Origin of the sequence: Ligilactobacillus saerimneri, from assembly GCF_036689625.1 — a bacterium.
Classification (GTDB): Bacteria; Bacillota; Bacilli; order Lactobacillales; family Lactobacillaceae; genus Ligilactobacillus; species Ligilactobacillus saerimneri.
In genome coordinates this window covers 1,048,016-1,063,190 of record NZ_CP144759.1, presented here as the reverse complement: position 1 = coordinate 1,063,190, position 15,175 = coordinate 1,048,016, and the positions used below count along the sequence as shown (strand labels likewise).

Annotated in this window: 11 protein-coding genes; all 11 read left to right on the top strand. The window is 43.9% G+C overall.

Going from position 1 to position 15,175, the window contains the following annotated elements; genetic code table 11:
- Window positions 1-129 precede the first annotated feature (129 nt).
- The 11 genes from V3C97_RS05155 (at window position 130) to zwf (ending at window position 15,013) form a co-directional block, all read left to right on the top strand.
- Window positions 130-1,383, top strand: coding sequence for a competence/damage-inducible protein A (locus tag V3C97_RS05155; protein ID WP_338433925.1), 1,254 nt, complete (start codon window positions 130-132; stop codon window positions 1,381-1,383).
- Between the two features lie 78 nt (window positions 1,384-1,461).
- The gene (recA, locus tag V3C97_RS05150; protein WP_338433924.1) at window positions 1,462-2,562 is read left to right on the top strand and encodes a recombinase RecA; all 1,101 of its coding nucleotides are present in this window, start codon (window positions 1,462-1,464) and stop codon (window positions 2,560-2,562) included.
- A 240-nt stretch (window positions 2,563-2,802) separates the two neighbouring features.
- Window positions 2,803-4,365, top strand: a complete 1,563-nt coding sequence (gene rny, locus V3C97_RS05145) for a ribonuclease Y (RefSeq protein ID WP_180849731.1) — start codon at window positions 2,803-2,805, stop codon at window positions 4,363-4,365.
- Between the two features lie 95 nt (window positions 4,366-4,460).
- On the top strand, window positions 4,461-7,079 hold the full coding sequence (mutS, locus tag V3C97_RS05140) for a DNA mismatch repair protein MutS (RefSeq protein WP_422392847.1): 2,619 nt from the start codon (window positions 4,461-4,463) through the stop codon (window positions 7,077-7,079).
- 18 nt (window positions 7,080-7,097) lie between these two features.
- Window positions 7,098-9,065 (top strand): DNA mismatch repair endonuclease MutL, encoded by a 1,968-nt coding sequence (gene mutL, locus V3C97_RS05135; RefSeq protein ID WP_338433922.1) that lies wholly within the window; start codon window positions 7,098-7,100, stop codon window positions 9,063-9,065.
- A 17-nt stretch (window positions 9,066-9,082) separates the two neighbouring features.
- Window positions 9,083-9,688 carry a Holliday junction branch migration protein RuvA gene (gene ruvA / locus V3C97_RS05130; RefSeq protein ID WP_338433921.1) on the top strand — a complete coding sequence of 202 codons (606 nt, stop codon included), beginning with the start codon at window positions 9,083-9,085 and terminating at the stop codon, window positions 9,686-9,688.
- Between the two features lie 13 nt (window positions 9,689-9,701).
- Window positions 9,702-10,712, top strand: a complete 1,011-nt coding sequence (gene ruvB / locus V3C97_RS05125) for a Holliday junction branch migration DNA helicase RuvB (protein ID WP_009553833.1) — start codon at window positions 9,702-9,704, stop codon at window positions 10,710-10,712.
- A 16-nt stretch (window positions 10,713-10,728) separates the two neighbouring features.
- Entirely contained in the window at window positions 10,729-11,772 is a 1,044-nt protein-coding gene (gene queA, locus V3C97_RS05120; RefSeq protein WP_338433920.1) for a tRNA preQ1(34) S-adenosylmethionine ribosyltransferase-isomerase QueA, read from the top strand.
- Window positions 11,773-11,787: 15 nt separating this feature from the next.
- Complete coding sequence (gene tgt, locus V3C97_RS05115) at window positions 11,788-12,933, top strand: tRNA guanosine(34) transglycosylase Tgt (RefSeq protein WP_009553831.1); 1,146 nt, start codon at window positions 11,788-11,790, stop codon at window positions 12,931-12,933.
- Window positions 12,934-13,002: 69 nt separating this feature from the next.
- The gene (yajC, locus tag V3C97_RS05110) at window positions 13,003-13,338 is read left to right on the top strand and encodes a preprotein translocase subunit YajC (RefSeq protein WP_338433919.1); all 336 of its coding nucleotides are present in this window, start codon (window positions 13,003-13,005) and stop codon (window positions 13,336-13,338) included.
- Window positions 13,339-13,546: 208 nt separating this feature from the next.
- Window positions 13,547-15,013 carry a glucose-6-phosphate dehydrogenase gene (gene zwf, locus V3C97_RS05105; protein WP_338433918.1) on the top strand — a complete coding sequence of 489 codons (1,467 nt, stop codon included), beginning with the start codon at window positions 13,547-13,549 and terminating at the stop codon, window positions 15,011-15,013.
- The last annotated feature ends 162 nt before the right edge of the window (window positions 15,014-15,175 follow it).

The following is a 15,175-nucleotide window of genomic DNA, read 5'->3' as shown; positions in this document are numbered from 1 at the left end:
AGCGGAATTTTTCCGTCTAGCCCTTATTTTTGTAAATCGATGAAAAATTAATGCTCTTTATGTGTATCTATATTTTAGAAGGATAAAGAGTAAAATAAGAGGTAAACAAGGCAAAGGTAGGGACAGATAATGAGGGCAGAAATCATTAGTGTAGGAACGGAGCTTTTATTGGGCGAAGTGACGGATACCAATGCACCGTACTTAAGTCAGCAAATGGCGCAACTAGGAATAGATGTCTACCACCGGACGACAGTTGGGGACAATGAGCACCGCTTAGTGGCAGCCCTTGAACAGGCACAAGCAAATAGTGATTTAGTGATCATAACAGGTGGTCTCGGTCCCACTGCTGATGATATTACTAAGCAGGTTGTAGCTCGGTTTGTTAACCAACCGTTAGTGGGCGACCAGGCAGCTGCCAACAAAATTGCACACTATTTTGCTGAGCAAAACGAAGTGCCGGCACCGAATAATCACACACAAGCGGAATATATTAATGGAGGCCGAAGTTTAGCTAATTTAGTAGGGTTAGCGGTGGGAACGTATTATTATGCTCAAGCAACCCAAACCCACTATGTTTTGTTACCGGGGCCACCTCAAGAATTGCAGGTTATGGTAGAACAAGAACTTGTGCCAGTGTTACGTCAGTCACTGCCAAACTTGCAGCCATTATTTACTCATGTGATGCGCTTTTTTGGGATTAGTGAATCGCGGCTAGCAGCTTTACTCGCAGATGTGATTGCCCAGCAATCTGACCCGACTATTGCCTTGTATGCGCAACATGGTGAAGTAACTATTCGTCTAGCCAGTCGGGCTAATACGAGTGCAGAGGCTGAAAAAAAGTTAATGCAGTGTGCCAACGTGATTTTAGAACGGGCTGGTCAATATTATTATGGACATGGGGCTGACAACTCATTAGCCAATGTGCTTGTCCAGAAACTGCAGCAAGAGCACTTGACGATTGCGGCAGCGGAAAGTTTAACGGCTGGCTTGTTCCAGAGTACATTAGCGACTATTCCAGGAGTTTCAGCAGTGTTTTATGGGGGCTTTGTGACATATGCGACAGAAGCCAAGGAACGTTTTTTAGGCGTTCCCCACGAATTGATTGCTCAAAACGGGGTTGTAAGTCAAGCGACTGCTCAAGCGATGGCACAGCACACAAAAAAACGTGCCCAAACAGATATTGCAGTTTCGTTTACTGGTGTTGCTGGACCAGGGCAAGTGGACGGACTTCCAGCCGGAACAGTTTGGATAGGGTTACAATTCAAGGATCAAAAACCACAAGCCCAGGAATTTTACTGGCCAAAAATGACGCGCCAAGAAGTACGGCAGCGGGCTGTTTTAGCTGGTTTGATGATGGTTTTACAGGCACTCAAAAAGCAATAAGGGAACTTTTGTTCTTGTGTTTTGAAGTGAAAATCAGTATTATAAAAAGTATGAAGAAGGAAGAAGGAGGCACATTAAGTGGCGGACGAAAGAAAAGCGGCCTTAGAAAAAGCCTTGAAAAAAATCGAAAAAAATTTCGGTAAGGGTTCCATCATGAAGATGGGGGCTGATACCAATACAGAAATCGCAACGATCCCAACCGGTTCTATTGCTCTTGACGAAGCTTTAGGCGTGGGTGGTTATCCTAAAGGGAGAATTGTTGAAATTTATGGTCCTGAAAGTTCGGGGAAAACAACAGTTGCTTTGCATGCAGTAGCTGAAGTTCAGAAACGTGGGGGGACAGCAGCTTATATTGACGCTGAAAACGCACTTGATCCTAAATATGCTCGGGCACTAGGGGTCAACATTGATGAATTGTGGCTGTCACAACCAGATTCTGGAGAAGAAGGCTTATCAATTGCGGAAGCACTGATTACCTCTGGTGCGATTGACATTATTGTTATTGATTCTGTGGCGGCTTTAGTTCCTAAGGCAGAAATTGACGGAGAAATGGGTGACGCCCATGTTGGTTTACAAGCACGGATGATGTCCCAGGCCCTGCGGAAGTTATCTGGGATGATTAACAAGACCAAGACAATTGCAATCTTCATTAACCAAATCCGGGAAAAGATTGGGGTAATGTTTGGTAATCCAGAAACGACTACTGGGGGACGGGCATTGAAGTTCTACTCCACTATTCGGTTGGAAGTTCGGCGGGCTGAACAGATTAAAAAAGGCTCAGATATCATTGGTAACCGCGTACGGATCAAAGTGGTTAAGAACAAAGTTGCTCCGCCATTTAAGGTTGCTGAAGTCGATATTATGTACGGCGAAGGTGTTTCTAAGACCGGCGAATTACTTGATATGGCTGTGGAAAAAGATATCATCCACAAGAGCGGTTCATGGTTCTCATATGGCGACAAACGCATTGGTCAAGGTCGGGAAAACGTTAAGAAGTACCTAGCAGACAATCCTGACTTCATGGCGGAAGTAACTACCAAGGTGCGAAGTGCTTATGGCATTAGTGAGGCGGGAACAGCTGAAGACGCTGCTGAAAAGCCAGTAGCGACTACGAATGCTAGTGATAAGCAGCTAGATCTCAAGGTTGCACCTACAAATGTTGCTAATACTAAAGAATAATTAATTGCATATTTAAAACAGGGACAGCCAGCACTACGAGATAGGGCTGTCCTTTTGTTGTCCGGTAAATAAATATTTAAATTAGTGGATCCTAATGCGACCAACTAGGAGTAATTATTGACAGTAGCCGGGCAAAAACATTAAAATATCAATGTGTATGTAATTCAAAATAAAAACATCAATGATTGGTGATTAGATTAGTGATCATTAATGATGGTGTGGAGGTGTAAAGATTTGAGTATGATAATCGTAATCCTCGCCATCGCTATTATTGCGGCTTTAATGATCGGTCTTGTTATCGGATATAGTTTACGTAAGGCTTTTCACGAAAAGGCTTTGGATCAAGCTACGCAGACAGCAGAAGGGATTATTGCTACCGCCAAAAAAGACGCGGCAGCTCGCAAGAAGGAAGCTCTGTTAGAGGCTAAAGATGAAAGTCATCGTTATCGTAAAGAAATCGAAAGTGAACTAAAAGAGCGGCGAGCCGAAATTCAAAAGCAAGAAAATCGGCTTTTACAACGGGAAGAAAACCTTGATCGCAAAGACTCCCAGCTTGACAAAAGAGAAGGAGCACTTGAACAGCGGGAAAGTAAGTATACCCGAGATAACCAGATCTTAAAGCAAAAGCAAGAAGATGTTTCCAACTTAATTCAGCAACAACAAGATAAACTAGCTCAGATTGCTGCTATGACGCAGGATGATGCTAAACAATTAATCTTGAAGCAAACACGGGCTAGTCTTGATCATGAATTAGCAGTAATGATCAAAGATAATGAAGCTGAAATCAAAGCAACTGCTGATAAGACAGCCAAGAACCTTATTGCGCAAGCAATTCAACGGAGTGCTGCCGATATGGTTTCTGAAAGCACGGTTTCCGTCGTTACCTTACCTAACGATGAAATGAAGGGACGGATTATCGGGCGTGAAGGACGCAACATTCGTACCCTAGAAACGTTAACAGGGATCGATTTGATTATTGACGACACACCAGAGGCAGTCGTTTTGAGTGGTTTTGACCCGGTAAGAAGAGAAATTGCTAAGGTGGCATTAGAGAAGTTGATTCAAGACGGACGGATTCATCCTGCTCGGATTGAAGAAATGGTTGAAAAAGCTACTAAGGAAATTGATTCTAAAATTAGAGAAAAAGGGGAGCAGGCCTTGTTTGATCTGGGCTTGCACGCAATGCACCCTGATTTAATTAAAACCGTTGGGCGGATGCACTACCGGACCAGTTATGGGCAAAATGTTTTGGTTCACTCTATCGAAGTAGCTAAAATTACGGGAGTGCTAGCAGCTGAATTAGGCGAAAATGTCGTAATGGCAAAACGCGCAGGATTATTACACGATATCGGAAAAGCAATTGATCATGAAGTAGATGGTTCACACGTAGAAATAGGTGTCGAATTGGCTAAGAAGTATAAAGAAAGTGACGTAGTTGTGAATACTATCGCATCACATCACGGGGATGTAGAACCAAAATCAGTAATTGCAGTGTTAGTGGCTGCAGCTGATGCGATTTCTGCAGCTCGGCCAGGGGCACGGAGTGAATCACTTGAAAAGTATATTCACCGTTTAGAAAAACTGGAAACAATTGCTAATGATTTCTCAGGAGTTAAGAAGAGTTATGCAATCCAAGCAGGACGCGAAGTTCGGGTGATTGTAAAACCAAGCGAAATCAATGATTTACAAGCAACGGTCTTAGCACGAGATATCAAGAATAAGATTGAAAATGAGCTAGAATATCCAGGACATATTAAGGTCACGGTTATTCGCGAAACGAGAGCAATCGAATATGCCAAGTAGGTTGCTTAAAAAGTCACGCTTGACGTGACTTTTTTTATTTTTTAGTGATAAATGTTAAAATTAAACAGAATGAAATCGAGAAGAAATGGGGCAAGTTGATGGCTAAAAAAAGTGTAACACCTATGATGAAGCAATATCTGGAGATCAAGCAGGATTACCCAGATGCTTTTTTGTTCTATCGTATCGGTGATTTTTATGAGATGTTTTATGATGATGCGATTAAAGGGGCACAAATTTTAGAATTAACTTTGACCCAACGGAATAAAAATGGGCAAGAACATATTCCAATGTGTGGCGTTCCCCACCACGCAGCCAGCAACTATATCGATATTTTAGTGGAAAAAGGGTACAAGGTGGCTATTTGTGAGCAGCTAGAAGACCCAAGTACAGCTAAAGGGATGGTTAAGCGGGGGGTCATTCAACTGATTACTCCCGGAACATTAATGGAGCAAAAAGCTGGCGAAAATAAGAGCAATAATTATTTGACCGCAATCCACCAGACAGATGACCAGTATGGTTTTGCCTATGTTGACTTATCAACCGGCGAAATGCGGTCAACGGTGCTGAAAGATTTGACTGCTGTTGAAAATGAATTAGTCGCAACCCGAACTAAAGAAATTGTTATTGATGAGAGTGTGACTGCACCAACCCGCGCTGTAATCGATAAGCTTAAAATTCTCCAGTCCCAACAGAATACGGTGGAGCAAAGAAGCGAGTTCAGTTATGTTAGCCAGAACCTAACAGCAGATGCTGAAATTCAAGCCGTTAAGCACCTATTGATGTATTTAACGGTAACGCAAAAACGAAGCCTAGCCCATTTACAGCAATCAGTTCATTATCAACCAGCAGACTTTTTGCGCCTAGACCGCTATGCCAAGCGCAACCTTGAATTGATCAGCAACTCTCGTACGGGCAAGAAGAGTGGGACACTTTTATGGTTACTAGACGCAACTAAAACTGCTATGGGGGGCCGGCTGTTGAAGCAATGGATTGAACGGCCATTGCTCGAACGCCAACAAATTGAGCAACGCCAAGCCTTGGTTCAATTGTTATTAGATAATTTCTTGGAACGCAATACTATCCAAGAAGAATTAACCCACGTGTACGACCTGGAACGGTTAGCAGGGCGGGTGGCATTCGGAAATGTTAATGGTCGGGATTTGATTCAATTGAAAACGTCATTACAACATATTCCCCAAATAAAATATGTTTTAAGCCAGTTAGATGGCCAGGCTTTCAAGTCCCTACTCGACCAACTCGATCCGGTTGAAGAAGTAGTGGATTTGATTGATCAGGCGATCGTCGACGACCCCCCAATTGCAGTAACTGATGGTAACTTAATTCGACCAGGATACAACGCAGAGCTCGACCGGTATGTCGATGCGATGCAAAATGGCAAAAAGTGGCTAGCACAGTTAGAGGCACAGGAACGTCAGGCCACAGGAATTAACAACTTGAAAATTGGTTATAACCGGGTTTTTGGCTATTATATTGAAGTTTCTAAAGGGAGTTTGGCTAAGTTACCTGAAGATCGTTACCAACGGAAACAAACCTTAACCCATGCCGAACGGTTTGTGACACCAGAATTGAAAGAGAAAGAAAATCTCATCTTGGGAGCTAAAACCAAAGCGACTGAATTACAGTATCAGCTTTTTGTAGCTTTGCGGGAACAGATTAAAGATCAAATTAAACGTCTGCAACGGTTAGCCCATGGCTTGGCGCAACTTGATGTTTTGCAGAGTTTTGCTGTTATTAGCGAAGAAGCACACCTTACCCGGCCCCAGTTCACCGATGGGCATGATTTACAGGTGACAGGTGGGTGGCATCCCGTAGTGGAAAAGGTAATTGGCAAGCAAAGTTATGTCCCAAATGACATCAATATGCCGGCATCTTTGGACATTCTTTTGATCACGGGACCAAACATGTCGGGGAAGAGCACTTATATGCGGCAGTTAGCGTTGACAGTAGTGATGGCGCAAATTGGCTGTTTTGTGCCGGCTACCAAAGCTACCTTACCGTTGTTTGACCAGATTTTTACCCGGATAGGGGCTGCGGATGACTTAATTTCCGGAGAATCAACCTTCATGGTAGAAATGATGGAAGCCAATGATGCTTTACGACAAGCAACACCTAATAGCTTGATCTTATTTGATGAAATTGGCCGGGGAACAGCTACTTACGATGGGATGGCCCTGGCCCAGGCAATCATTGAGTACGTCCATGACCACATCCACGCCAAAACTCTGTTTTCAACGCACTACCATGAGTTGACCGCGTTAGAAGAATCATTGCCAGCATTGAAAAACATTCATGTTGGAGCGATGGAACAAAATGGCGATTTGGTTTTCTTGCATAAGATGCAGGATGGACCAGCAGATAAATCATATGGGATCCATGTGGCTAAGCTAGCTGGGATGCCAACTTCATTGTTAGAGCGGGCTAACAAGATTTTACAGCAGTTGGAAGCGGGGGCTGACAATCAAGACGCCAAAACAGAGCGGGATGTTCGTCAGGCAAGTAGTGTCCACATTGCTGAACAGGTGCCAGCTGAAAAAGGTCAGCTGTCGCTCTTTCAACCTGAGGCAACGGCAAAGCCGCGGTCTAGTCAAGAGGACCAAGTCCTAGCAGCTATTAAGAATTTAGACCTTATGGATATGAAGATGTTTGACATTGTTAAGGCAGCTGTCAAATGGCAAGAGATGTTAAAGAAATAAGCGAAAGGAAGGATTGCTGTGGGCAAAATCCATGAGTTAGCACCTAATTTAGCGGATCAAATTGCGGCCGGAGAAGTCGTAGAACGTCCAGCTTCGGTAGTCAAAGAATTAGTTGAAAATGCAATTGATGCCCATGCGACAACGATTGATATTGTGGTCGAAGAGGCGGGCTTGAAATCAATTCAGGTGATGGACAACGGGGACGGGATTCCAGCTGATGAGGTAAAACTTGCCTTTAAGCGCCATGCCACCAGCAAGATCAGTGCGCGCGAAGATTTATTTAAAGTGCAAACCCTTGGCTTTCGGGGGGAGGCGTTACCAAGTATTGCCTCAATCGCCGATGTGCAGCTAACTACTGCAACGGCTGATCAGCCCGGAACTGCTATCCACCTTAAAGGGGGAACTGTTTTGGAATTTGGGGTGAGTGCCAGTCGTCCCGGAACTACCATCACAGTTACTGAGCTATTCTATAACACCCCTGCGCGTTTGAAATACTTGGGCTCCTTAGCGACAGAGCTAGCGGCTGTTAGTGATATTGTTAACCGGTTGGCGTTAGGTCATCCTGAAATTGCCTTTTCACTGACCAATAACGGACATCAATTATTGCAAACAGCGGGCAATAGCAATTTGCAACAAGTGATTGGGGCAATTTATGGGGTGCAAAGTGCCCGGCAGATGCTAGCTATTACCGGTGAAGATCACGATTTCAAGGTAACTGGCTTTGTTTCCCTCCCCAAGTTAACGCGGGCGGCCCGCAAATATATCAGCTTATTAATTAATGGCCGGTACATTAAAAATTTTCAATTGACTAAGGCTTTGATCAAGGGATATGGTTCAAAGTTGATGATTGGCCGTTATCCAATTGCTGTGCTTAATATTGAACTCAACCCGTTATTGGTGGATGTTAATGTGCACCCGACTAAGCAAGAAGTCCGCATTTCTAAGGAAGAACAGCTAACGCACTTGATCGAAACAACAATTGCTAACCGGCTGACGACGGAAAATTTGATTCCAGATGCTTTAGAAAATTTGCATGCCAATAAGAAAGTTGATTTAGTGCAGCTCCAAGCCGGTATGGCGGCAGCCTTTGAGGATTCACAGACCGATAAAAGAGAAAAGCAGCTTTCAGAAGCAGGATCTACTGCATACCACCAGCCCCAAGAAGGCCCGCTGGACACGCCGGCTGAAGTTCGGGAAGATGCCGGACCTGAACCACCAACCGTAATTATCAAAAATAAAGCAGACCTAACTAAACCACTAGTACAAAAGTGGGATCAAAAATACAGTGCTAAAGAGCACACTTCAGCAACGGAACCGAACTCAGAATTGGTCCCAGCGGAACAGACAGAAGCAGGGGAAACAGCCCGTTTCCCTGAGCTCAAATATATTGGTCAGATGCATGGAACCTATTTGTTGGCAGAAAGTCCAGCAGGCTTATATATTGTGGACCAACATGCAGCCCAGGAACGAATTAAATATGAATATTTTAGGCAAAAAATTGGGGAAGTATCCTCTGATCAACAGAAGTTATTATTGCCAATTGTATTGACCTATCCCGTGACGGATATGGTCCGGATTAAACCCAATTTAGAGAAGTTGGCACAACTGGGGATCGTTTTGGAGGACTTTGGTCCCAATAGTTATGTTGTGCGGCAACATCCAACTTGGTTTATTGCCGGACAAGAGGAAGATACAATCAAAGAAATGATTGATTATTTTCTACAAGACCAACAGCTTTCGATTGCCAAATTTCGGGAAAAGACTGCAATTATGATGAGCTGTAAGCGGGCCATCAAGGCTAACCAGCATTTGGATGACCGCCAAGCCAAAGCTTTGTTGACCCAGTTAAACCAGTGTGAAAATCCTTTTAACTGTCCGCATGGGCGACCAACGTTAGTTCACTTTACTAGCCGGGACATTGAGCGCATGTTCAAGCGTATTCAGGATCCACACCATACAGACTTTATTGACAAGGAATTGAAATAAGGAAAGGATTGGAGTAAATGTACGAATACTTTATTGGAAAAATTACTGATGTTACCCCTTATTACATTGTGATCAACGTTGGTGGGGTGGGGTACCGCGTTTTAGTGGCCAATCCTTTTCGCTATATGGCAACTAATGACGACCAGAAAGTCTATATTTATCAAGCTGTGCGTGACAACGATATTAGCTTGTATGGATTTCAAACTTTTGATGAAAAACAGCTTTTTATTAAGCTATTGAGTGTTTCTGGAATAGGGCCTAAAAGTGCTTTGGCGATATTAGCCAATGAAGATCACAGTGGGTTGATCAATGCGATTAATACTAACAATGACAAATTCTTGACTAAGTTTCCAGGGATTGGTAAGAAGACAGCCCAGCAGATTATCTTGGATCTCAAGGGAAAAATGAAGGAAATTACCCCTGCCAACTTGGTGGGACAGCAGGCTTTAGATGTAACACCAACGGATGCTAGTCCGGCCTTACGGGAAAGCTTGGAGGCCCTAGCTTCTCTCGGTTATACTAAGACTGATATTAAAAAAGTTGGGAAACAATTACAGAATTTTGCAGGCAAGGATACAAACGAGTATCTGAGCCAGGCACTACACTTACTCAACAATAAATAAGTGAGGTGAGAAGATGACAGAGGATGAACGCTTAGTTTCTGGCACGAGCAGTGACCAGGCTGAACGGACGGACGAACTTTCCCTCCGCCCCCATTTACTGAGCGAATATATTGGACAGACTAAACTCAAAGATGAAATTGGGGTCTATGTTCAGGCTGCCAAACAACGGGAAGAAGCGCTCGACCACGTGCTCTTGTATGGACCACCGGGCTTGGGGAAGACCACTATGGCGAGTGTGATTGCAAATGAGATGGGGGTCAATATCAAAACCACTTCGGGGCCAGCGATTGAAAAGAACGGTGATTTGGTTGCCTTATTAAACGAGCTTAATCCGGGCGATGTCCTATTTATTGATGAAATTCACCGTTTACCCAAAGCAGTAGAAGAAGTATTATATTCTGCAATGGAAGATTTCTTTATTGATATTATCATTGGTCAAGGACCGACTGCCCATGCAGTCCACTTCCCCTTACCACCATTTACGTTGATTGGGGCGACTACCAAAGCTGGGATGCTGTCTGCACCGTTGCGGGAACGGTTTGGAATAGTGGGACACATGAAGTATTATTCGGTTACGGAGCTGACGGCCATTGTTGAGCGGTCAGCAGCCGTTTTTAATAGTCGGATTGCTAGCAGCGGGGCGGTCGAGATTGCCCGGCGGTCACGGGGGACCCCCCGGATTGCCAACCGGCTATTGAAGCGGGTGCGTGACTTTGCTGACGTGGCCCAAATGGATGAGATCAATGCAGAGATAGTTGACTATGCCCTGGCAATGTTGCGGGTCGACAAGAAAGGGTTGGATGAAACCGACCGCAAACTACTGACCACGATGATTGAACTTTATGATGGTGGTCCGGTCGGGGTTGCAACTTTAGCGGCCAATATTGGTGAAGAAACCGAGACAATCGCGGATATGGTTGAACCTTATCTCATGCAAATTGGTTTTATTAAGCGTACTCCACGGGGACGGGTAGCCACAGCAGCTGCTTATGCCCACCTGGGAATGAAGCAAACAAATAAATAAAAGAAGGTAAGAGAAATTGAGTACACCACATTACACAACTAGTGATTTTGATTATGATTTGCCAGAAGAATTGATTGCCCAAACACCACTAGAAAAAAGGGATCAATCACGGATGTTAGTGCTTGATGCACAAACTGGTGAATATCAAGACGATTATTTTTACAATGTTATTGACAAGTTAAACCCGGGTGATGCGTTGGTTATGAATGACTCGCGGGTGATGCCTGCCCGGATTTATGGGACTAAACCAGAAACGGGTGGCCACTTGGAAGTGCTGTTGTTGAACAACACCCATGGTGACGAGTGGGAAACTTTGGTCAAGCCAGCTAAAAGAGCAAAAGTGGGGACAACCATTAGTTTTGGTGATGGCGAATTGACCGCTACGGTTACCAAGGAATTGGAGCACGGTGGGCGGATGATCGAGTTCCATTATGATGGGATCTTCATGGAAATATTGGACCGCTTGGGGGAAATGCCGTTACCACCTTATATCAAAGAAAAGCTGGACAACCCAGAAATGTACCAAACAGTTTATTCACGGGAAGTCGGCTCAGCAGCAGCTCCTACGGCGGGGTTACACTTTACTAAAGAATTGCTACAAAAGATCGCTGATAAGGGTGTGAAGTTAGTTTATCTAACCCTCCATGTGGGGTTGGGAACTTTTAGACCAGTCTCAACTGATAATATTGAAGAACACAAGATGCACAGTGAGTTTTACCGGTTAACTCCTGAAGCAGCGGCTACGCTTAACGAAGTGCGGGCCAATGGGGGCAAGATCGTTGCAACCGGGACCACCTCAATTCGAACTTTGGAAACGATTGGTACTAAGTTCAATGGTGAAATCAAGGCTGACAGTGGTTGGACTGATATTTTCATCAAACCAGGCTATGAATGGAAGGTAGTCCAAGCTTTCATTACTAACTTCCACTTGCCAAAGTCAACGCTAGTAATGTTGGTAGCATCCTTTACGGGACGCGAAAACATCTTGAATGCATACAAGCATGCAGTTCAAGAAAAGTATCGCTTCTTTAGCTTTGGGGATGCAATGTTTATCAAATAACGGGGAGGAATATGAATGACGGAACCAGCTGTGAAGTATCACCTAAAAAAGAAGGAAAAGCATACTGGTGCCCGCCTGGGAACATTGGAAACCCCTCACGGGACATTCCCAACCCCAATGTTTATGCCAGTAGGAACTCAGGCCACAGTGAAAGCAATATCGCCGCGTGAGTTAAAGGAAATGGGCGCAGGAATTATTTTAAGTAATACCTACCACCTGTGGCTCCGGCCAGGAGAAGAGCTGGTAGCTGAAGCAGGAGGACTGCACCACTTTATGAACTGGGATCAGGGGATTTTGACTGATTCTGGGGGCTTCCAAGTTTTTTCACTGGCGCAAATGCGGGACATTACTGAAAAAGGAGTCCATTTCAAGAGCCATTTAGATGGGCGGAACTTATTCCTATCACCGGAAAAAGCGATCGCAGTGGAAAATGCTTTAGGAGCCGATATCATCATGAGTTTCGATGAATGCCCACCGTTCTTTGAATCATATGACTATATTAAAAAGTCAGTTGAACGGACATCACGTTGGGCAGAGCGGGGCCTTAAAGCACATAAACATCCTGATCGGCAAGCATTGTTTGGGATCGTCCAAGGGGGCGGTCACAAGGACCTCCGGGAACTAAGTGCTAAAGCGTTAGTATCACTGGACTTCCCGGGCTATTCTATCGGGGGCTTGTCTGTTGGGGAGTCAAAAGCTGAGATGAACCATGTGCTCGACTTTACAACCCCATTATTACCAGAAAATAAACCACGGTACTTGATGGGAGTAGGGTCACCTGATGCTTTAATTGACGGTGTGATTCGGGGCGTTGACATGTTTGATTGTGTTCTTCCCACTAGAATTGCCCGCAACGGAACTTGCATGACATCACACGGACGCGTGGTAATTAAGAATGCGGTCTATGCCCATGATTTCAATCCTTTAGATGATAATTGTGATTGCTATGTTTGCCAGAACTATACGCGGGCATATCTCCGCCACCTGTTCAAAGCGCAAGAAACATTGGGATTGCGTTTGGCATCGTATCATAATTTGTATTTCTTGTTACACCTGATGAAGCAAATCAGACAGGCGATTGCTGATGATAACTTGCTGGATTTCCGGGAACAGTTCTTTGAGGAATATGGCTACAATAAACAAAATAGCCGTAACTTCTAAAAATTTAACTATTAACTTGTGAAAAGTTTTGTTAAAGTATTTAATGAAATAGTTGAAGGAGTGAAAATAATGAACAGCGGTACAATGAGTTATGTATTACTATTTGCAGTTGTGATCATCATGTTATGGTTCACAATGCGGAGCCAATCCAAGCGGCAAAAGCAACACCAACAATTGGTGGATAGCTTGAAGCGGGGCGACGAAGTTGTGACAATCGGACGGTTGCACGGTGTGATTGATAGTATCAACACTGAAGATAAGACTGTTACTTTAGACTGTGACGGGGTATATTTGGTATTTGATAGCGTGGCAATTGCACGGGTAGTTAACCGGGCTAAGGACGCAACTCCAGTTGCATCTGCAGAAGCATCAACTGAAGAAAAAGCAGATAAGGACGCAGAATAATTATTCTGGAGTGGTTGAATAAAAGTCATCTGGTACTATTTGAGTGCACTGACTAATACCACAAATATTTAGGAGGAGAGGATGTTAAGTGATTAGCATTTTTTCCTCCTCTTTATTTCGCTCCATATTTTATAAATTCTAAATATTTGTGATTTATTGGGGATAAGTTTAAAATTGATTTAGTTAATCTTGAAAGTAGGAACGAACCATGAGAGAAGAAAAAGCGCTATTTATTATCTTTGGGGGGACAGGAGACCTGGCCCAAAGAAAGTTGTATCCGGCGTTATTTAATTTATACCGGCGGGGACATATTCAAAAGAGTTTCGCTGTTATTGGGACAGCCCGGCGGCCATGGACAGATGAGCACTATCGAGAAGTAGTCGCTGATTCTATTCGGGGAAGTGTCGACGCAGACTTTTATACCGAAGCGATGGTTGAAAATTTTGCCGACCATTTTTATTATCAATCACATAATGTAAATGATACGGAACACTACATGATCCTTAAAAAGTTGGCTCAACAGCTGGATGATGAGTATGAAATCGGGGGGAACCGGGTCTTTTATTTGGCAATGTCACCACGTTTCTTTGGGACAATTGCCGAACACTTAAAGACGCAAAAGTTAGTGACTGATCACGGCTATAACCGGGTCGTAGTGGAAAAGCCTTTTGGGCGGGATTTAGCCACTGCAGCTGAACTCAACCAATCAATTGAGAAGTATTTCCCGGCTGACTCGATTTTTCGGATTGACCATTATTTAGGTAAGGCGATGATTCAAAACATTACCGCCATTCGGTTTGGAAACAGTATTTTTCGGAATTTATGGAACAACCGCTACATCGACAATATTCAAATCACTTTGAGTGAGTCCTTGGGGGTTGAAGAACGGGCAGGTTATTATGAAACAGCGGGTGCTTTACGGGATATGGTTCAAAATCACATCCTGCAAATTGTGTCCCTGCTGACTATGAATGCCCCAGTTTCCTTCAATGATCAAGACCTGCGCCAAGAAAAGATCAGTGCGCTCAAGTCGCTGAAGGTATATACTCCGGACGAAGTGGCCCACAATTTTGTGCGGGGGCAGTATGGACCAGGCGAAGGAGTACATGCTTACCGGGATGAAGATAATATTGCTGATGATTCAGCAATCGAGACGTTTGTTGCGGGTAAGCTCGAAGTGGAAAATATGAATTTCGCGGGGGTACCGGTGTATATTCGCACAGGGAAGCGGTTGGCAACGAAGGCAACAAGAATTGATGTCATCTTCAAGAAAATGCCAACTAACATTTTCCCAGGTGTTGCTTTAACCAACAATGTTTTGTCAATTGATGTTGACCCTAATGAAGAAATTACGCTGTACATCAATGATAAAGATTATGATACAGGTTTCAAGATGAAGCAGTTGCCTTTGGCATACCGGAATCAAAATCGGGATTGCCCAGAAGCATATGAGAAGTTGTTACATGACTTGCTGCGGGGGGATGCAACAAACTTCACTCACTGGGAAGAAGTTAAGTATTCGTGGCAATTTGTGGACGCAATCCGCTCTGCTTGGGATATGGAAACACCAGCCTTCCCGAACTATGAATCAGGATCAATGGGCCCCCAAGCTGCAGATGAATTACTGGCCCGTGACGGCAAGCAATGGTTCTTTGATCCAACTAAAACAAATTAGGTGATGTTGCCCCCTAGGACTTATTTGGCCTAGGGGATTACTAAAATCAATAATCTTTTATCTAATCAACAATAGATAATAATTGTAGTAAGAAAAGATTATGTTTATTGTCAGTATATGGGTTTTCTAGTAGAATGAGTAAAGAAGATTGTGGAGGTGGAT

Coding starts and splice junctions, on each gene's coding strand:
- V3C97_RS05155 (WP_338433925.1), top strand. CDS start 130: ATGAGGGCAGAAATCATTAGTGTAGGAACGGAGCTTTTATTGGGCGAA.
- rny (WP_180849731.1), top strand. CDS start 2,803: ATGATAATCGTAATCCTCGCCATCGCTATTATTGCGGCTTTAATGATC.
- ruvA (WP_338433921.1), top strand. CDS start 9,083: ATGTACGAATACTTTATTGGAAAAATTACTGATGTTACCCCTTATTAC.
- ruvB (WP_009553833.1), top strand. CDS start 9,702: ATGACAGAGGATGAACGCTTAGTTTCTGGCACGAGCAGTGACCAGGCT.
- tgt (WP_009553831.1), top strand. CDS start 11,788: ATGACGGAACCAGCTGTGAAGTATCACCTAAAAAAGAAGGAAAAGCAT.
- yajC (WP_338433919.1), top strand. CDS start 13,003: ATGAACAGCGGTACAATGAGTTATGTATTACTATTTGCAGTTGTGATC.
- zwf (WP_338433918.1), top strand. CDS start 13,547: ATGAGAGAAGAAAAAGCGCTATTTATTATCTTTGGGGGGACAGGAGAC.